General features: G+C 61.4%; 13 protein-coding genes. 2 read left to right on the top strand and 11 right to left on the bottom strand.

All coding sequences use genetic code 11. The features are described 5' to 3' along the window. Positions 1-20: 20 nt before the first annotated feature. From gltB to pilM, 8 genes are all read right to left on the bottom strand, one after another. Complete coding sequence (gltB, locus tag SNL23_RS04805; protein ID WP_076015448.1) at positions 21-4,466, bottom strand: glutamate synthase large subunit; 4,446 nt, start codon at positions 4,464-4,466, stop codon at positions 21-23. A gap of 351 nt (positions 4,467-4,817) precedes the next feature. Beyond that, entirely contained in the window at positions 4,818-6,377 is a 1,560-nt protein-coding gene (locus SNL23_RS04800; protein WP_318301751.1) for an SPOR domain-containing protein, read from the bottom strand. Positions 6,378-6,387: 10 nt separating this feature from the next. Next, complete coding sequence (aroB, locus tag SNL23_RS04795; protein WP_167662966.1) at positions 6,388-7,488, bottom strand: 3-dehydroquinate synthase; 1,101 nt, start codon at positions 7,486-7,488, stop codon at positions 6,388-6,390. 147 nt (positions 7,489-7,635) lie between these two features. Then, positions 7,636-8,154 (bottom strand): shikimate kinase AroK, encoded by a 519-nt coding sequence (aroK, locus tag SNL23_RS04790; RefSeq protein ID WP_003209345.1) that lies wholly within the window; start codon positions 8,152-8,154, stop codon positions 7,636-7,638. Between the two features lie 4 nt (positions 8,155-8,158). Beyond that, positions 8,159-9,496 (bottom strand): type IV pilus secretin PilQ, encoded by a 1,338-nt coding sequence (locus SNL23_RS04785; protein ID WP_318301769.1) that lies wholly within the window; start codon positions 9,494-9,496, stop codon positions 8,159-8,161. 69 nt (positions 9,497-9,565) lie between these two features. Continuing rightward, positions 9,566-10,579: a pilus assembly protein PilP gene (locus tag SNL23_RS04780; protein ID WP_318301750.1), complete on the bottom strand. Its 1,014-nt coding sequence runs from the start codon at positions 10,577-10,579 to the stop codon at positions 9,566-9,568. Next, complete coding sequence (locus SNL23_RS04775) at positions 10,576-11,127, bottom strand: PilN domain-containing protein (RefSeq protein WP_076015443.1); 552 nt, start codon at positions 11,125-11,127, stop codon at positions 10,576-10,578. Before SNL23_RS04775 ends, SNL23_RS04780 begins: the two co-directional genes overlap by 4 nt. Beyond that, the gene (gene pilM / locus SNL23_RS04770; protein WP_076015526.1) at positions 11,127-11,780 is read right to left on the bottom strand and encodes a type IV pilus biogenesis protein PilM; all 654 of its coding nucleotides are present in this window, start codon (positions 11,778-11,780) and stop codon (positions 11,127-11,129) included. The genes SNL23_RS04775 and pilM overlap by 1 nt, the downstream gene beginning before the upstream one ends. A 220-nt stretch (positions 11,781-12,000) precedes the next feature. Here pilM and SNL23_RS04765 point away from each other — a divergent pair, with 220 nt between their 5' ends. Next, a complete protein-coding gene (locus SNL23_RS04765; RefSeq protein WP_412104157.1) occupies positions 12,001-14,457 on the top strand; it encodes a penicillin-binding protein 1A in 2,457 nt (818 codons plus the stop codon). A gap of 214 nt (positions 14,458-14,671) precedes the next feature. On the opposite strand, the gene SNL23_RS04760 is transcribed toward SNL23_RS04765, so the two are convergent. From SNL23_RS04760 to rpmE, 3 genes are all read right to left on the bottom strand, one after another. Continuing rightward, positions 14,672-15,940: a malic enzyme-like NAD(P)-binding protein gene (locus SNL23_RS04760; protein WP_076018080.1), complete on the bottom strand. Its 1,269-nt coding sequence runs from the start codon at positions 15,938-15,940 to the stop codon at positions 14,672-14,674. 182 nt (positions 15,941-16,122) lie between these two features. After that, positions 16,123-16,878, bottom strand: a complete 756-nt coding sequence (locus SNL23_RS04755; RefSeq protein WP_442969513.1) for a thermonuclease family protein — start codon at positions 16,876-16,878, stop codon at positions 16,123-16,125. Positions 16,879-16,951: 73 nt separating this feature from the next. Beyond that, on the bottom strand, positions 16,952-17,194 hold the full coding sequence (gene rpmE / locus SNL23_RS04750) for a 50S ribosomal protein L31 (protein ID WP_076018081.1): 243 nt from the start codon (positions 17,192-17,194) through the stop codon (positions 16,952-16,954). Positions 17,195-17,491: 297 nt separating this feature from the next. Between rpmE and SNL23_RS04745 the strand changes: the two genes are divergently transcribed. After that, positions 17,492-19,702 (top strand): primosomal protein N' (locus SNL23_RS04745; protein WP_318301747.1); only part of this gene is annotated, 2,211 nt, incomplete at its 3' end.

The raw sequence follows: 19,702 nt of genomic DNA, 5'->3' as shown, positions 1-19,702 counted from the left end.
TCAAACTCTTCAGGCGCATATCACTGCGGGTTGGCACGGATGCTGGAAAGCAACGATTTCAGGTTGGCAGCCTTGGGCTTGACCAGCCAGAAACGACGCAGGTAGTCATCGAGGTTTTCAGCGAGGTTACGACCCCATTCGCTGTTGGTTTCCTCAACGTATTCGTCCAGCACATGCTGCAAGTGGTTGCGATAGGATTCCATCGCTTCGCCGCTGATCCGCTGGATCTCCACCAACTCGTGGTTCACCTTGTCGACGAAGGTGTTGTCCTGGTCGAGCACGTAGGCGAAACCGCCGGTCATGCCCGAACCGAAGTTGTAGCCAGTCTTGCCCAGCACCGCGACAAAACCACCGGTCATGTATTCGCAGCAGTGATCGCCGGTGCCTTCAACCACGGTGTGGGCACCGGAGTTACGCACTGCGAACCGCTCACCGGCCGTACCGGCAGCAAACAGCTTGCCGCCGGTTGCGCCGTACAGGCAGGTGTTGCCGATGATGGCACTGTCTTGAGTCTTGTAGACGCTGCCAACCGGCGGAACGATCACCAGCTTGCCGCCGGTCATGCCCTTGCCCACGTAGTCGTTGGCGTCGCCTTCGAGGTACATGTTCAGGCCACCGGCGTTCCACACGCCGAAGCTCTGGCCAGCGGTGCCCTTGAAGCGGAAAGTGATCGGCGCCTTGGCCATGCCCTGGTTGCCGTGCTTGCGCGCGATTTCGCCGGAGATACGTGCGCCGATGGAACGGTCGCAGTTGCAGATATCCAGAGCGAATTCGCCGCCGCTTGCGTCGTTGATCGACGAAGTGGCCATCTCAACCATCTTCTCGGCCAGCAGGCCCTTGTCGAACGGCGGGTTGCGCTCAACCTGGCAGAACTGTGGCTTGTCCGCCGGGATGTGATCGCTGCCCAGCAGCGGCGTCAGGTCCAGGTGTTGTTGCTTGGCGGTCTGGCCTTCGAGGATGTCCAGCAGGTCGGTACGGCCGATCAGCTCTTCCAGCGAACGCACGCCCAGCTTGGCCAGCCACTCACGGGTTTCTTCGGCGACGTAGGTGAAGAAATTCACCACCATGTCGACGGTACCGATGTAGTGGTCCTTGCGCAGCTTCTCGTTCTGGGTCGCCACGCCGGTGGCGCAGTTGTTCAGGTGGCAGATGCGCAGGTATTTGCAGCCCAGGGCGATCATGGGCGCGGTGCCGAAGCCGAAGCTTTCGGCGCCGAGGATCGCGGCCTTGATCACGTCGAGGCCGGTTTTCAGGCCGCCGTCGGTTTGCACCCGGACTTTGCCACGCAAGTCGTTGCCGCGCAGGGTCTGGTGGGTTTCAGCCAGGCCCAGTTCCCACGGCGCACCGGCGTACTTGATGGAGGTCAGCGGCGACGCGCCGGTGCCGCCGTCGTAGCCGGAGATGGTGATCAAGTCGGCATAGGCCTTTGCCACACCGGCGGCGATGGTGCCCACGCCGGCTTCTGCGACCAGTTTCACCGAGACCAGGGCCTGCGGGTTGACTTGTTTCAAGTCGAAAATCAGCTGCGACAAATCCTCGATGGAGTAGATGTCGTGGTGCGGCGGCGGCGAAATCAGGGTCACGCCCGGCACTGCATAACGCAGCTTGGCGATCAGGCCATTGACCTTACCGCCTGGCAGTTGCCCGCCTTCACCCGGCTTGGCGCCCTGGGCGACCTTGATCTGCAGCACTTCGGCGTTGACCAGGTATTCCGGAGTTACACCAAAACGGCCAGTAGCGACCTGCTTGATTTTCGAGCTCTTGATGGTGCCGTAGCGGGCCGGGTCTTCACCGCCTTCGCCGGAGTTGGAACGCGCACCCAGGCGGTTCATGGCTTCGGCCAGGGCTTCGTGAGCCTCAGGCGACAAGGCGCCCAGGGAAATACCGGCGGAGTCGAAACGCTTGAGGATCGATTCCAGTGGCTCGATCTCGCTGATGGCCAGCGGCGTGTCCAGGGTTTTCACCTTGAACAGGTCACGGATCATCGACACCGGGCGGTTATCCACCAGCGCGGTGTATTCCTTGAACTTGGCGTAGTCGCCCTGCTGCACGGCAGCTTGCAGGGTGCTGACCACGTCCGGGTTGTAGGCGTGGTATTCGCCACCGTGGACGAACTTCAGCAGGCCGCCTTGCTGGATCGGCTTGCGCGCGCTCCAGGCTTCGGCTGCCAGGGCTTTCTGCTCGGCTTCGATGTCGACGAAACGTGCGCCCTTGATGCGGCTCGGCACGCCACGGAAGCTCATGTCGCAGACTTCTTCCGACAGGCCGATGGCTTCGAACAGCTGTGCGCCACGGTACGAAGTGACGGTGGAGATGCCCATCTTCGACAGGATCTTCAGCAGGCCCTTGGTGATGCCTTTACGGTAGTTCTTGAACACCTCGTAGAGGTCGCCCAGGACTTCACCGGTACGGATCAGGTCGCCGAGTACTTCGTACGCGAGGAAAGGGTACACCGCCGAAGCGCCGAAGCCGATCAATACCGCAAAGTGATGCGGATCGCGGGCTGTGGCGGTTTCAACCAGGATGTTGGAGTCGCAACGCAGGCCTTTTTCGGTCAGGCGGTGGTGCACTGCGCCGGTGGCCAGGGAGGCGTGGATCGGCAGCTTGCCCGGGGCAATATGACGGTCGGTCAACACGATCTGGGTACGACCGGCGCGCACGGCTTCTTCAGCCTGATCGGCGACGTTGCGCACAGCGGCTTCAAGGCCGAGGCTCTCGTCGTAGTTCAGGTCGATGATCTGCCGGTCGAAGCCCGGGCGATCCAGGGTCATCAACGAACGCCACTTGGCCGGGGAAATCACCGGCGAGCTGAGGATCACGCGGGAAGCGTGCTCAGGCGATTCCTGGAAGATGTTGCGCTCGGCACCGAGGCACACTTCCAGGGACATCACGATGGCTTCGCGCAGCGGGTCGATCGGCGGGTTGGTCACCTGGGCGAACTGCTGACGGAAATAGTCGTACGGCGTGCGCACGCGCTGGGACAGCACGGCCATTGGCGTGTCGTCGCCCATGGAACCGACGGCCTCGTAACCCTGCTCACCCAAGGGGCGCAGCACCTGGTCACGCTCTTCGAAGGTGACCTGGTACATCTTCATGTACTGCTTGAGCTGGTCGACGTCGTAGAAAGCCGAACCGTGGTCGTTGTCTTCCATGGTTGCCTGGATGCGCAGGGCATTCTTGCGTAGCCATTGCTTGTACGGATGACGAGACTTCAAGCGGTTGTCGATGGCATCGGTGTCGAGGATCTGACCGGTTTCGGTGTCCACGGCGAGGATCTGGCCCGGGCCGACACGGCCTTTGGCGATCACGTCTTCCGGCTTGTAGTTCCACACGCCGATTTCCGACGCCAGGGTGATAAAGCCGTTGGTGGTGGTCACCCAGCGCGCCGGGCGCAGGCCGTTACGGTCGAGCAGGCACACGGCGTAGCGACCGTCGGTCATTACTACGCCGGCCGGGCCGTCCCACGGTTCCATGTGCATCGAGTTGTACTCATAGAACGCCCGCAGGTCAGGGTCCATGGTCTCAACGTTCTGCCACGCGGGTGGAATGATCATGCGCACGCCACGGAACAGGTCGATGCCGCCGGTGACCATCAGTTCGAGCATGTTGTCCATGCTGGAGGAGTCGGAACCCACGCGGTTGACCAGCGGGCCGAGCTCTTCCAGGTCCATCAGGTCGTTGGCGAACTTGGTGCGACGGGCTACGGCCCAGTTGCGGTTGCCGGTGATGGTGTTGATCTCGCCGTTGTGGGCGAGGAAGCGGAATGGCTGGGCCAGCGGCCATTTCGGCAGGGTGTTGGTGGAGAAGCGCTGGTGGAACACGCAGATCGCGGTTTGCAGGCGCTCATCGCTCAGGTCTGGATAGAAGGCGGTCAAATCCGCCGGCATCATCAGGCCTTTATAAATGATGGTCTTGTGGGAAAAGCTGCAGATGTAGTGGTCGGTGTCGGCGGCGTTGGCCACGGACGAACGACGACGCGATGTGAACAGCTTGATCGCCATGTCCTGGTCGCTCAGGCCGTCGCCTGCGATGAACACTTGTTCGATCTGCGGCAGGCGCTCCAGGGCCAGGCGGCCGAGTACGCTGGTGTCGATCGGCACTTTGCGCCAGCCGACAAGTTGCAGGCCGGCGGCCAGGATCTCGCGGTTCATGTTCTCGCGAGCGGCTTCGGCTTTTACCGGGTCCTGGTTGAAGAACACCATGCCCACGGCGTATTGCTTGGGCAAATCGGCGCCGAAATGCTCCTTGGCGACTGCGCGCAGGAACTGGTCGGGCTTTTGAATCAGCAAGCCGCAACCGTCACCGGTCTTGCCGTCGGCGTTGATCCCACCGCGGTGGGTCATGCAGGTCAGGGCCTCGATGGCCGTTTGCAAAAGGGTATGACTGGGCTCGCCCTGCATATGGGCTATCAGGCCGAAACCGCAGTTATCCTTGAATTCATCGGGTTGGTACAGACCTGCTTTCATAGACACTTTCTCACCAGGCTGCCTCTTATTTCGAGGCAAATTTCTTTTCAATTCAACCGGTTACCTTCCACGCCGAACGTACGCCGGCTTAGCGGGGGCAAAAGGGAGGTCATTGTACACACCGACACAGACGCTCACAAATTTAGCGACGAAATGTCGCAAATCTATGTCGCATTTATGAAAGGTTTAAAGCGATATGCTGTGCTAGTCAAAACTTTTTTAATTCTGACCGCTACGACTCAAAAGCTACTGTGACGCAGACACCACAAAGCGCGCGGCCTTCAGGGCTGCACGCTGTGTTGTTTTTTTTTGAGGTGCCGAGAGGGCGGCCTGGGTAAGGCCGCCGGATCTTCAGCGAGTTGTTGCCAGTTCTTGTTGGACGCTGGCGACAGTGCGAGGCCAAGGTTTACCAGCCTGAACCTTCGCTGGCAAGGCCTTGATAGCGGATTCAGCTGCTGCGCGGCTGGAGAAGTTGCCGTAAGTGATCACGAAGAGAGGCTTGCCGTTGAGCACTTTCTTGAAATAACGGTACTCGCCGCCCTGCTCTTTCACGAACGCCTGGGCGTTGGCTTCGGAGCTGGTACCCAGGATCTGCACCACGAAGTTACCGGTAGGCTGGCTGGTGTACCAGCTGCTGCCGGCGGCGCCGGCCTTGGCTACGGTCACAGGTTTTTCAGCAGGCTTGGCGGCAGGCGCTGGTTTGGCCACCGGCGCCGGGGCTACTGGCTTCGCAGCTGGCGCTGGCTTGGCGGTAGCGACCTGAGCAGGCGCAGGCGTCGGAGCCGGCTTGGCAGCTGGCTGACCCGCCGGCACGCCCGCAGGTGGCGCGGTGGTGGTCACGGTCGGCGGCGTGGCGCTGGAACCCTCTACCGGCACACCGTCGTCGCCTTCGGAAATGCCGCCGGCTTCTTCGGCGAGCGGGCCGCGCATCACTGGCTGGCCAACCATCGGCAAGTTGGTCGGTTGGCCGGAGTTGGCGAACTCAACGTTCGGTGTAGGCTTGCCCAGTGGCAACTGCGCCTGTTCGGTTGGCGCGCCAGCGGTGGTCGGGGCCTTGTTGCGACCTGGAATCAACCAGGCGGCGGCGACAGCGACCACGACAACGGCAGAAATTGCCAATACGTGCTTCTTAGGCATAGTGAACCCCATCTTTGGACGCTTGACCGCAGAGCGGCTGGCAATCATGGCTTCGATCATGGCATCGCGGGCAACCTGGTTGATGGTGCCAGGCCAGCCGTCGGAGCTTTCGTGAATATCAGAGATCTGCGAAGCAGAGAAAAGTTCGATGCCCTGCCCTGCGCCTTCCAGCCGTTGGGCGAGGTATTCGCGGGTTTCTTCTTCTTCGTAAGGCTGCAGTTCGATGACGTGGAACAGCTCCTGCTCGCCGCTGATCTGCTCAAGTTCGGCAATCAGCGAAGACTCGCCGAACAGGAACACATGCGGACGACCTTCAGGCGTACCGGCCGCCAGGGCCAGCAACGCTTCCAGGGCGGATTCGTCGAGCTGCTCGGCGTCGTCCACCAGCAGGTAGACTTCCTGGCCGGTCAGGCCCAGTTGCACCACTTGCTTGAGGATCGCATTCGGCTCGGCAGTGGACACGTCCAGGGCCTGGGCCACTTGGCGCAACACGCCCGCCGCATCACCGGCACCACGGGCGGAAACCACCACGCTCTGCACCGATTGCTTGTTGGTGCTGGCCACCAGCGCCTGGCGCAGCAAAGTCTTGCCGCTGCCCAGAGGGCCGGTGACCACCAGCAACAGCTGGCTGTAGCGCGCGAGGTGGTGCAACTGCCCGAGCACCGGCTTGCGTTGCGCAGGGAAAAATTTGAAACCAGGCACCCGTGGAGCAAAAGGGTCGTGGCTTAACTGGTAATGGCCGAGGAACGCCTCGTCGGCATGCAAACTAGTCATCGGGATCTTATTAACCTTTAAGCTGGGCCAGGGCGCGGTAATCCGCTCCCAGCGTGGCCTGTAAAATCTCTTTCGGATAATCGTCGGTCACCACCGCTTCGCCCATTCGGCGCAACAGCACCAGTCGCAGTCGACCGTCGATCACTTTCTTGTCTATTGCCATATGTTCGAGAAAATCTGCCTCAGTCATCTCTTCAGGAGGAATGACCGGCAACCCGGCGCGCTGGAACAGGCGGATCCCGCGATCACGCTCCTGGGCGCTGATCCAGCCCAGGCGTTGCGACATCTCCAATGCCATCACCGTGCCAGCCGCTACGGCCTCTCCATGCAACCACACACCATAGCCCATGTGAGTCTCGATCGCATGGCCGAAGGTGTGGCCAAGGTTCAACGTAGCGCGTACGCCCGACTCACGTTCGTCGGCATTCACCACCAACGCCTTGGCAGCGCAGGAGCGGGAAATCGCTTCGGTCAGCGCCACCTGGTCGAGGGAGCGCAGGGCGTCGACATGCTCTTCAAGCCAGGTCAGGAACGGCTCGTCGCAGATAAGGCCGTACTTGATGACTTCCGCCAGGCCCGCCGACAGCTCTCGGGGCGGCAGGGTGTTGAGGGTGGCGGTGTCAATCAGCACCACATTCGGCTGATAGAACGCACCGACCATGTTCTTGCCCAGCGGGTGGTTGATGCCGGTCTTGCCGCCCACCGACGAATCGACCTGGGACAGCAACGTGGTCGGTACCTGGATAAAGTCCACGCCGCGCTGGTAGCAGGCGGCCGCGAAGCCGGCCATGTCGCCGATCACTCCGCCACCCAGCGCTACTACGGTGGTGCGACGGTCATGACGGGCAGTCAGCAGGCCATCAAAGATCAGTTGCAGGGTTTCCCAGGTCTTGAAGGCCTCGCCGTCGGGCAACACCACCGAGATCACCGAATACGCCGCGAGGCTGCGGCTCAGACGCTCAAGATACAGCGGCGCGACCGTTTCATTGGAGATGATCGCCACTTGCCGCCCGGCAATATGCGGGGCAAGCAACTCGGGCTGGTCCAACAAACCTTCGCCAATATGGATCGGGTAGCTGCGCTCGCCAAGATCGACCTTAAGTGTCTGCATGTGTCCCCGCGTTGAAGATGAAAGCAGGCGTATTGCCCTACGTTAACGTTGTCGGCAACGTCGGGATCTGACGCTGCCTGATGGCTCTACGCCACAACTCGGACGGTCATGACGCGCCGCCGAGAATAGCGCATTTCGGCTCTGGCTTTAACGGGGTGGCAACTGCGCCAGGCGCTCAAGAATGTCGAGAACGACCATTCGTGGCGGCCGCTCATCGGTTTCCACCACCAGATCGGCGATTTCCCGATACAGCGGATCGCGCAGCGTCAGCAGGTCCCGCAGGGTTTTTGCCGGGTCGGCGGTACGCAACAACGGGCGATTGCGATCGCGAGCGGTGCGGCCCACCTGCTGTTCGACAGAAGCGTGCAGATAAACCACGCGACCTCCGGCATGCAGTGCCCGACGATTCTCATCACGCATCACCGCGCCGCCGCCGGTGGCCAATACCACGCCGTCACAGCCACACAGCTCGGCAATCATCGCCTGCTCGCGGTCGCGAAAGCCCAGTTCGCCTTCCTTATCGAAGATCCACGGGATATTGGCGCCCGTGCGCAATTCAATTTCCTTATCGGAGTCTTTGAATGGCAGGCGCAGCTCTTTGGCCAGCAAACGGCCGATGGTGCTTTTTCCAGCCCCCATCGGTCCAACAAGAATCAAATTTCGCACAGAATCAACGACTCACAGCAATCGCCTGGTTATTCATAATACGCGGAGTCAGGAACACCAGCAGCTCGGATTTTTTCTCCGAAACCACATCCCGCCGGAAAAGGCGGCCAAGATACGGCACATCGCCCAAAAATGGCACTTTATCTACCACTTTGCTTTGAGTATTGGAGAAAACTCCACCAATCACGATGGTCTCGCCGTCCCTCACCAGCACCTTGGCGTTAACCTCGTTTTTCTTGATCGGCGGCACGTCATTGAGTTTGTTCAGGTAGTCAGGCTCGTCCTTGGTGACCTTGACCTCCATGTTCACCCAGCCGTCCGGGGTGATTTGCGGGGTCACTTCCAGTGATAGCGAGGCTTCCTTGAATGACACCGAGGTAGCACCGGTGGAGCTGGATTCCTGGTAGGGAATCTCGGTGCCCTTGAGGATTCGTGCGGTTTCCTTGTCGGAAGTGACGACCTTGGGCTGCGAGACGATTTCACCGTTACCGGTTTTTTCCATGGCGGTGAGCTCCAGGTCCAGCAACAGGTTGTCGGTGATAAAGGCGATGCCCAGGCCGGCGCTGCCGTTGACCGTACCCAGGTCCACAAACGGCGAGCTGGGCGGGTTTTCAGGCGGCTCGGCGCCTTCGGCCAGCGGTTTCCTGATCCCGCCAGCACTCCAGTTACCCCGATTGACCTGCCCACCCCAGCGCACGCCAAGGCTTTTGTCGTAATCCACATTGGCCTCAACGATCCGAGCCTCGATCATCACCTGCCTTACCGGAATATCCAGTTGCGCCACAATCTTGCGCAGCTCCTCCAGCCGCTCCTGGGTCTGGTAGGCGATGATGTTGTTGGTGCGATCATCCACCGCCACCGAGCCGCGCTCATCGGTGGCACCTTCCAGGCCCACGGCCGACTGAAACAGCTTGGCCAGGTCCGAAGCCTTGGCGTAATTCACTTGCAGCAGCTCACGTCGCAGCGGTGCCAGCTCGGTCATTTGCTTGCGCGACTCCAGCACCAGCAACTCGCGGGCGGCCAACTCCTCGGCCGGCGCGACCAGCAGCACATTGGCCGTCACACGTTTATCCAGCCCCTTGGTTTGCAGCACCAGATCCAGCGCCTGATCCCAAGGCACGTCCTTGAGGCGCAAGGTGATCGAACCCTGCACGTCGTCGCTGGCCACCAGGTTGAGGCCGGCAACGTCGGCAATCTGCTGCAACACCGCGCGCAGTTCGATGTTCTGGAAGTTGAGGGACAGCTTGTCACCGGTAAATGCCACGCGCTCGGTACTCAGGGGCGTATTACCAGGTGGCGGCAGGTGAATCAGGTCGATTCGATTGGGCACAGCGATGACCATCGGTGCCGTGAACGCTATCCATAGCGCCACACCGAAGGACGAAAAAGTCCTTTTCATTGTTTGTTTCCGTTATGAGTTCACGTTCAGTGCAAGGGTTTGCGAGCGTTCCAGCCAAGCGCCCTGGCCATCCGGAAAAAGCTCGGCCAGTTCGACATGGGAGTCGTGGATTGCCGTGATGCGCCCGTGGTCCGGCCCCAGGTAATCGCCGATTGCCAACCGATAGACAGACGACGCGCCGCGCAGCAGCACGAAGGTTTGTGTACCAAGGGACAAGGTTCCAACCATTTCAAACTGATCCAGGGCGACGCTTTCAAGGACTCCGCGCGGCCTGGCGAAATCAGGTCCCGCGGCCGGTCGCCCAGCGGGCCGCACCATCTGACGAGAGGGCGACTGAAAAGGATCGCGCAAGGATGAAAAATCGTAGGCAACTGGCTCGGCGAGCGCCGGCGACGGTGGGTGCAAATCAGCCTCCAGATCATCACCCGCTTGATGGTTGTAGCGATAAGTCTTCGCCACCAGGCTGAGGCGCAACCCTGAGGGATCAACGTGGCTGAACGCCAAGTCATGCACCGTGATAATCCTTGGCATGCCCGCCATGCCGTTGATGAACGCCGCCAGATCGTGAAAGGCTCCGGTGACACCTATCTGCATGGGCGACTCGATGTACAGGGTGCGAGGCTGGTCATCCAGCAGGTCGATGGCTTCCAGCACCAAGCCATTGGTTGCACTCAGGCGGCCAATGTCTTCAAGCAGGCCGGGCACTTCGGTCTCGGCAGGCAGCTGCCGCAAAAGGTTGGTCAAACGGCCTTGCATCGTGCTGAGGTCGCGGGCCTGAGACTCCATCCCGGCAACCTGGACGGTCTTTAACGCAACCTGCTGCTCAAGCGCCACTTCCTGCACTTCCAGCTGGCGCAATTGCTCTCGCGCCCCGCTCAAGTAGAAGCTGTTGCCCGCTATCCACAGCAGGCAAACCACCGCACCACCCAGCAAAGCCTTGCCCGGCAGCGGCCAGTCGGCGGCGTTTCGGTAGAGCTGGGCGATGTCGAGTTCCGTCAGCCTTGGCAGGCCTGACGCCCCTCTCATTGGCCTGCCTCATCCGAATGACCATGGCGAACCGTCAACTGAAAGCCATTGCCGTCGCCCGCTTGCGCGCCGCGAACCCGTTGAAGCCGGGGCGACTGCAAGGCGTCGGCAGCCTCGAGACCACGCATGAACTGAGCAACGTCCTGGTTCGATTCGGCAGTGCCGCTGATCGAGACAGAACCACCATCAACGCTGACTTCACGCAATTGCACACCTTCCGGCACGGCACGGGCCAGTTGATCCAGCAACTGAGCACCCGCCGAACGGTCGTCCTGCAAACCCTGCACAACTTTCATCCGCTCCATCAACTGCTGGCGTTGCTCATGCAGCTCGTCGATCGCTTTCATTCGCGAGTCGAGCCCGGTCACGCCCTGGCTCAACTGGCTGTTGCGGGCCAATTGCCGATCAATTGCGCGATCGATCACCTGGTCTGCCAGCCACACCGCAATCAGCGCCACAGCCGCAGCACCCAGCAAGAACACCAGAAAATACTTGCGCCGCCGCTCATTCCGTTCTGCGCGCCACGGCAGCAGGTTGATTCGTGTCATCAGTCGAAACTCCTCAGGGCCAACCCGCAGGCCACTCCCATTCCCTGGGCATCCACGGCCCATTGCGCGCCATCGACACGACGGCCCGGCGTGATGCTGTCCGAAGCCTGCCTGCCCGCGCGAGCCAATGCAAATGCTTCGACATCCACGATCCGCGTCCCCAGGCCCGCCAGGGCCAAAACCGCCTCACGGGCCTCGACCTGTTCCTTGAGGCAGGCGACAAGCAGCACATCGACGCACTGAGGATCACGGGACGAAGGGCCCTGCACCTGAAAGTCGATGGCCACATCCTCCAACGGATAAGGAATGTACTGGTCTGCTTCCGAGTAGATTCGACGCACCATTTCAGCCTCAGTGAGCCCTGCGTCCATCTCGAGCACACGGGTAATCACCGAAGGCCCGGCGACGGCGACGGCGGCATGTCGGAGCGAGGTATGCGCCTGTACCAGCGCCCTGGACAGTGCCTGTGCGACGGCATCAAAGTCCATCACGCTGCTGTCGACCACCGCATGGGCCGGCAACTGCTGCGTGGCGTAACCCCGGACGCTGTAGCCGACGCCTGAAACCTCCAGTTCCACCAGCTTGATGCCGGCGTCATTGATGTCGATACCCAGGACGGCATCGGCTTTTCGCCTGAAAAATCCCTTTCTCATAAAACTCCCCAAAACTTTCCCTGTCTTATGGACTGATTGTTGCCAGGCTTCCTGCATTCGGTCGGCTTGTGTGAGCGGCACGAATGACGCCCGAAGCCGAAAAATGCTTTAATGCCCAGCGTTTTTTCCCGCGTTTATCTGCTGGCCGGGCCGATCCACCGCTTGCCGTGCATGCCCCGACGCCTAACCCATTCTTTTCCTTGGAAATCCAAAAGCCTTGATTCGTCTGCTGAAGTTTTTCGGGTACTCCATTGTCGCGATCGTCTGCGGGCTGATGCTCGTGCTCAGCGGGGCCTATCTCTACCTTAGTCCGGGTTTGCCCTCCGTAGAGGCCCTGAGAAGTATCCAGTTGCAGATTCCTTTGCGGGTCTACAGCAGCGATGAAAAACTGATCGCGGAGTTCGGCGAAATGCGCCGCACCCCGATCCGTTTCGCCGACATTCCACCCAATTTCATCAACGCCCTGCTGTCGGCTGAAGACGATAATTTCGCCAACCACTATGGCGTTGACCCAAGCAGCCTGGTGCGCGCCGCCACGCAATTGGTAAAAAGCGGACACATTCAGTCCGGTGGCAGCACCATCACCATGCAGGTCGCGAAGAACTTCTTCCTCACCAGCGAACGCAGCTTTTCCCGCAAGGCCACGGAAATTCTCCTGGCGTTGCAGATCGAACGTCAGCTGACCAAGGACGAGATCCTTGAGCTGTACGTCAACAAGATCTACCTCGGCAACCGTGCCTACGGCATCGAGGCGGCTTCCCAGGTTTACTACGGCAAGTCGATTCGTGACGCCAGCCTGGCGCAGATGGCGATGATTGCCGGCCTGCCCAAGGCGCCTTCGCGCTTCAACCCGCTGGCCAACCCGGCGCGCAGCAAAGAGCGCCGCGACTGGATCCTGGGCCGCATGTACAAGCTGGGCAAAATCGACCAGGCCGCGTACGAAAGTGCCGTGGCAGAGCCGTTGAACGCCAGCTATCACGTGCCGACGCCGGAAGTGAACGCACCTTATATCGCCGAAATGGCCCGTGCCGAGATGGTCGGCCGTTATGGCAGCGAGGCGTACACCGAAGGCTTCCGCGTGACCACGACGATTCCTAGCAACCTGCAGGAAATCGCCAACAAGTCAGTACACGATGGCCTGGTCGCCTACGACCAGCGTCACGGCTACCGCGGCCCCGAATCTCGCCTGCCGGGCAAGACCCTCAGCGCCTGGACCGTTGAGCTGGGCAAACAACGCCCGATCAGCGGCCTTGAGCCCGCCATCGTCACCCAGGTGAAGAAAGATGGCGTGCAGGTACTGACCCGCACCGGCGAAGAACATGTGTCGTGGGACAGCATGAAATGGGCCCGCCCGTTCCTGAACACCAACAGCATGGGTGCGATGCCCAAGCAGCCGTCGGACGTGGCCCAGGTCGGCGACCTGATTCGTGTGCAGCGCCAGAAAGACGACAGTCTGAAATTCAGCCAGGTGCCCGTGGCACAGGGCGCCCTGGTGTCCCTTGACCCGCAGAACGGTGCGGTTCGCGCCCTGGTCGGCGGGTTTGCCTTCGAGCAGAGCAACTACAACCGCGCCACCCAAGCCAAGCGCCAGCCGGGCTCCAGCTTCAAGCCGTTCATCTACAGCGCCGCCCTGGATAACGGCTACACCGCCGCCAGCCTGGTCAACGATGCACCGATCGTGTTTGTCGACGAGTACCTGGACAAGGTCTGGCGCCCGAAGAACGACACCAACACCTTCCTCGGCCCGATCCGCGTCCGCGAAGCGCTGTACAAGTCGCGTAACCTGGTGTCGATCCGCCTGCTACAGGCAATGGGCGTCGGCAAAACCATCGACTACATCACCCGCTTCGGCTTCAACAAGTCGGACCTGCCGCCCAACCTGTCCCTGGCACTGGGTACCGCCACGCTGACGCCAATGGAAATCGCCACCGGCTGGAGCACCTTTGCCAACGGCGGCTACAAGATCACGCCGTACCTGATCGACAAGATCGAAAGCCGTAACGGCGAAACCCTGTTCACCGCCAACCCGCCACGGGTACCGGGCGACGTGGTCAATGGCGTCGCAGCCACTGACGGCCAGGCAGCACCGACCAACGGCGGCATCACCATCGAGCCGACACCAGGCGAAGCCCCGGCAGCGGGTGCACCTGCCGCGCCGCAAGCGCCTGCCGTGGCCGAACGTATTGTGGATGGCCGCACCACCTACATCCTCAACAGCATCCTGGAAGACGTGATCAAGAAGGGGACTGGTCGTCGCGCCCTGGCCTTGGGCCGCGCGGACATCGCCGGCAAGACCGGTACCACCAACGACTCCAAGGATGCATGGTTCTCGGGCTACAACGCCGACTACGTGACCACGGTATGGACCGGTTACGACCAGCCGGAAAGCCTCGGTCGCCGGGAGTTCGGCGGCACCGTCGCGCTGCCGATCTGGATGAGCTACATGGGTGCTGCGCTTAAGGATATGCCGCCGCATACCCAGCCGGAGCCGGAAGGCATTCTCAGCTTGCGGATCGACCCGGTCAGCGGTCGTGCGGCAGCGCCGAGCACGCCGAATGCGTACTTTGAGCTGTTCAAGAGCGAGGACACGCCGCCGTCGGTCAACGAGTTGGGCAATGGTGTTGCACCGGGCAGCCCGCTGCCGGCGGATGAGGCGGCACCGATCGATTTGTTCTAACCCTGACCCGCGGGATGGACGCAGATCCAATGTGGGAGCGGGCTTGCCTCGCGAAGGCGGAGTATCAGGCTCAGATGGGCCGACTGACACACCGCCTTCGCGAGGCAAGCCCACTCCCACATTTGGATCACCGCAAGGCTCGAGCTAATTGCCAGCCACAAAAAAAGCCCCGACTCGCAAGAGCCGGGGCTTTTTGTTGGTGCGCTACAACGGCTTAGCCGTTGAACACATCGTCCACGCTTTGCAGCGGGTAGTTCTTCGGATACGGCAGGGTAGCCACACCGGTCTCGATCGCAGCTTTAGCCACGGCATCGGAGATCAGCGTGATCAGGCGCTTGTCCATTGGTTTCGGGATGATGTACTCACGACCGAATTCCAGTTTGGCACCACCGTAGGCATCACATACATCCTGAGGCACCGGCAGCTTGGCCAGTTCGCGCAGGGCGTTGGCCGCAGCTACTTTCATCTCTTCGTTGATGCGCTTGGCGCGAACGTCCAGGGCACCACGGAAGATGAACGGGAAGCCCAGTACGTTGTTGACCTGGTTCGGGTAGTCCGAACGGCCGGTGGCCATGATCACGTCGTCACGGGTGGCGTGGGCCAGTTCCGGGGAGATTTCCGGATCCGGGTTGGAGCACGCGAACACGATCGGGTTGGCTGCCATGGACTTGAGGCCTTCGGCGCTCAGCAGGTTCGGGCCGGACAGGCCAACGAACACGTCTGCACCGTCAAGGGCGTCAGCCAGTGTACGCTTGGAGGACGGATGCGCGAACATCGCCTTGTACTGGTTCAGGTCGGTACGCTCGGACTGAATCACGCCCTTGCTGTCGACCATGTAGATGTTTTCCAGCTTGGCGCCCATGCTCACGATCAACTTCATGCAGGAGATGGCCGCAGCGCCGGCGCCCAGGCAAACAATCTTGGCTTCGCCGAGGGTTTTGCCAGCGATTTCCAGGGCGTTGATCATGCCGGCCGCGGTAACGATCGCGGTGCCGTGCTGGTCATCGTGAAATACCGGGATGTCGCACTGTTCGATCAGGGCCTTTTCGATCTCGAAGCACTCAGGTGCCTTGATGTCTTCCAGGTTGATGCCACCGAAGGTGATGGAGATGCGCTTTACGGTGTCGATGAAAGCCTGCGGGCTTTCGGAATCAACTTCGATGTCGAATACGTCAATGCCGGCGAAGCGCTTGAACAGCACGCCTTTACCTTCCATGACTGGCTTGGAAGCCAACGGGCCGAGGTTACCCAGGCCGAGGATCGCGGTGCCATCAGAGATCACTGCAACCAGGTTGCCTTTGCCGGTGTACTTGTAGGCCAGTTCAGGATCCCGGGCGATTTCACGTACGGGCTCGGCAACGCCAGGGCTGTAGGCCAGCGACAGGTCGCGGGCGGTGGCAGTGGCTTTGGTGAGCTCTACACTCAGCTTTCCTGGACGAGGATGGGCATGATATTCGAGAGCGGCAGTTTTCAAATCAGACATATCGGCATTCCGCTTTTACTGTTGGTCGACGGACCGCCGAGGATACGCGTGTCGCAAAGTCCCTACAAGACTGGGCAGTCACAGGTGTCAAGAGCCCTGCCCTACGACTTTTGGCCAAGAGCCACGGGATACAAGGGCTCAACTGTTCACAATCGCACTAAAAAATGTCTACAATTTTTTTCTTACGGCACCCGCTGAAGCATGCTTGGATCAGTCAGTGGCAGCAGCCAGCGTGCCTGGTCATTTTTCAGGGCGCCGCGCCGGGAACGGCCCTGCACCCAGCCGCGCGCTTCGATGGACTGACCCTGCAAACCCTTCAACAGCGTGCTGTCGAACGTGGCCATCAGATTGGGTGCAATGCGTAATACCAATGAGCCCCGCAACTCAATCCAGAGGCCGCCGCGATTGCGTTCGATTTTGCTCACCTGGCCGCTGACCACGGCAAAGCCCGAGCGCCGGATCTTCGCCGCGTCCACCACCGACGACTGGCGCCACACCCCCAACCGGGCCTGCCGGGCGCTGCGTTCGGCGGCTTGCTGGCAGGCGACCAGTTCCACATTCGGCGCGACTGCCACCTGGAAACCCAGGCCTTCGGCGAGCAACTGCGCCTCCAGATTTGCGCCATTGGCGCCGTAAAGATGGGCCAGGGTGCGACCGTAACGGTCCTTGCTCTCCTGGCCAGGCACCACGCCAACTCGCCCGCCGTTCGCGTCCACCAGGCTTTGCAAGCGCTCGCGGGCGGCCACGGCGAAAGGCTCGTCAGTGCGTCCCTTCTTGCCGGTTTCCGGGGCATTTACGCCGATCATGCGTACGCTGCGGCCATCCTTGAGGCGCACCGTGTCGCCATCCACCACTCGCTGCACATCGAAGGTAGCGACATTGCCGGGCGCCGGGCAGAACACCTCGGCCTGGGCCGGCGCCAGCCAAATCGCAGACACAAAAAAGGCGCCCACAAGGGGCGCCTTTTTTATCAACAAAGAAAAGCCAAACAGGCTTTTCAAGCCGATCGCCTTACTCAGCTTCTGGAGCTGGAGCAGCAGTTTTAGCTGCGCCGAAAGCACCGAAACGGGTCTTGAAGCGATCAACACGGCCGCCAATATCCAGAGTCTTCTGCTTACCGGTGTAGAACGGGTGGCACTCGTTGCACACGTCGATTGGCAGAGCTTTGCCGAAAGTCGAACGGGTTTCAAACTTGTTACCGCAGCTGCAGGTAACGTCGATGGCAACATAGTTTGGATGGATATCGGCTTTCATGGTGTATTCCTCAGGCTAGCGTGCCGCCAATCAACACTATTGTTGAATACCGCACGTAATTAGGCCGCGGATTCTACCAGACCTTTTTAAACGCGCAAGAAGCACTGCGGCCCCTTTCATCAGAAAAGCGCGGCATACCCAACACCCTGTGGGAGCCGGGCTTGCCCGCGATGCAGGCGCTGCGGTGCCTCAGGTGCACTGTGTCGATACTATCGCGGGCAAGCCCGGCTCCCACATCCACCGCCGGTCTGCTAGGCTCCCGCCCTTCTTCGCCGCCCGTCATATGAGAACCCCCGCGTGCCCGACGCCATTTTGCGCCTCGCCCTGCCCTCGCCCCTGCGCCGCCTGTTCGATTATCGGGCTCCTGCCGGTGTATTGCGGTCGCAGTTGCAGCCCGGCATGCGCGTGCGCGTGCCGTTTGGCCGGCGGGAGATGATCGGCATTCTGGTGGAAGTCGCCGATCACAGCGAAGTGCCCGCCGAGAAGCTCAAGCCCGCCGTGGCGATCCTCGACGCCACGCCGCCGCTGCCACCCGCGCTGTTCAAGCTGTGCCTGTGGACCTCGCAGTATTACCAGCACAGCCTGGGCGACACCTTGAGCTGGGCGCTGCCGGTGTTGTTGCGCCAGGGCGAGTTGGCCGAGGCGCGCCAGGAGCGTTTCTGGTCGATGGTGCCCGGGGCGCGCATGGATGACCCGCGCATCGCCCGCGCCCCGCGCCAGCGTGAAGCTTTGGCAACCCTGGCCCAGCATCCCCACGGCGTCGCCCATCAGCTGTTAAGCAAGCTGATGCTGAGTAAGGACAGCCTGGATTTGCTACTCGCCAAAGGCTTGGTGCAAGTGGAGATCCGCAAGCACGCCCCCGGCGAACGCCACGAACACTGGCTGGCCCAGCCGGAGCTGCCGCTCAATCCGGAACAACGCGCCGCCTATGAAGCGATTCGTGCCGGCTTCGACAGCTTCCACGCGTTCCTGCTGGCGGGCGTCACCGGCAGCGGCAAGACCGAAGTCTATTTACAACTGATCCGCGAAACCCTCGAGGCCGGCAAACAGGCGTTGGTATTGATCCCCGAGATCAACCTCGGCCCGCAAACCCTGGCGCGCTTCGAGCAGCGCTTCAACGCGCGCATCGCCCTGGTGCACTCGGCGGTCAACGACCGCGAGCGCCTGGAATCCTGGCTTGCCGCCCGGGACGGCGAGGCCGACATTATTATTGGTACCCGCTCGGCGCTGTTCACGCCGATGAAAAATCCCGGGCTGATCATCATCGACGAAGAACACGACGGCTCCTATAAACAGCAGGAAGGCCTGCGCTACCACGCCCGCGACCTGGCGCTGGTACGCGCCCGCCAGGAAAACATCCCGATTGTGCTGGGTTCGGCCACGCCCTCCCTCGAAAGCCTGCACAACGCCTACACCGGGCGCTACGGCCTGCTGCGCCTCAACGAGCGCGCCGGTGGCGCCAAGCAGCCACGCTTCCTGCGCCTGGATGTGAAAAGTCGTCCACTGGACAGCGGTATTTCCGGGCCGATGCAACAAGCCATCGGCCAAACCCTCGCGGCGGGCCAGCAAGTGCTGGTGTTCCTTAACCGCCGGGGTTTTGCGCCGACGTTGCTGTGCCACGACTGCGGCTGGATGTCCGAGTGCAAGCGCTGCGACGCGCGAATGACCGTCCACCAGCGTTCCGGCGAGCTGCGCTGCCATCACTGCGGCCATGTGGAACGGGTGCCACGTCACTGCCCGCAGTGCGGCAAGGTCGACTTGCGCCCGGTGGGCGCAGGCACCGAGCGCGCCGAGGAGCGGCTGGGCATTCTGTTCCCGGATTACCCGGTGCTGCGGGTCGACCGTGACAGTACGTCGCGCAAGGACGCGATGAATCAGCTGTTCGCCACGATCCAGAAGGGCCAGCCGTGCATTTTGGTGGGCACACAGATGCTTGCCAAAGGGCATCACTTCCCACGGGTGACCCTGGTGTCGATCCTGGATGCCGACGGCGGGTTGTTCTCCGGGGATTTCCGCGCCAGCGAACGCATGGCACAGCTGATCGTGCAGGTCGCAGGCCGTGCCGGGCGGGCTGAAGAGCCAGGCAAGGTGATCATCCAGACACACCTGGCCGACCACCCATTGCTGATTCAACTGACAGAGCAAGGTTACTTTGCCTTCGCCGAGCAGGCCTTGAGCGAACGCCGCTCGGCCGGCTTGCCGCCGTTTGCGCATCTGGCGCTGCTGCGGGCCGAGGCGCACAAGCCGGGGCAGGCTGAAGGTTTCCTGGATGAAGCGTGCAGCGAGGCTGAACGTTTGCTTGGGGGACTGGGTCTGACCGGGATCGAACTGCTCGGCCCGGTGCCCGCCCCCATGGAACGTCGCGCCGGGCGTTACCGTGCCCAGCTACTCTTGCAAGCCAGTGCCCGCGCCCCGCTGCATCGTCTATTAAGCATCTGGTTACTTGCGCTGGAGCAAATGCCCAGTGGTCGCCAGGTGAGATGGTCGTTGGACGTAGACCCGGTAGAT

Source organism: Pseudomonas sp. SED1 (genome assembly GCF_034044025.1).
Taxonomy (GTDB): Bacteria; Pseudomonadota; Gammaproteobacteria; order Pseudomonadales; family Pseudomonadaceae; genus Aquipseudomonas.
This window is presented reverse-complemented; position numbering and strand designations above follow the sequence as displayed.

Coding starts and splice junctions, on each gene's coding strand:
- gltB (WP_076015448.1), bottom strand. CDS start 4,466: ATGAAAGCAGGTCTGTACCAACCCGATGAATTCAAGGATAACTGCGGT.
- SNL23_RS04800 (WP_318301751.1), bottom strand. CDS start 6,377: ATGACTAGTTTGCATGCCGACGAGGCGTTCCTCGGCCATTACCAGTTA.
- aroB (WP_167662966.1), bottom strand. CDS start 7,488: ATGCAGACACTTAAGGTCGATCTTGGCGAGCGCAGCTACCCGATCCAT.
- SNL23_RS04785 (WP_318301769.1), bottom strand. CDS start 9,496: ATGGTCATCGCTGTGCCCAATCGAATCGACCTGATTCACCTGCCGCCA.
- SNL23_RS04780 (WP_318301750.1), bottom strand. CDS start 10,579: ATGAGAGGGGCGTCAGGCCTGCCAAGGCTGACGGAACTCGACATCGCC.
- SNL23_RS04775 (WP_076015443.1), bottom strand. CDS start 11,127: ATGACACGAATCAACCTGCTGCCGTGGCGCGCAGAACGGAATGAGCGG.
- pilM (WP_076015526.1), bottom strand. CDS start 11,780: ATGAGAAAGGGATTTTTCAGGCGAAAAGCCGATGCCGTCCTGGGTATC.
- SNL23_RS04760 (WP_076018080.1), bottom strand. CDS start 15,940: ATGTCTGATTTGAAAACTGCCGCTCTCGAATATCATGCCCATCCTCGT.
- rpmE (WP_076018081.1), bottom strand. CDS start 17,194: ATGAAAGCCGATATCCATCCAAACTATGTTGCCATCGACGTTACCTGC.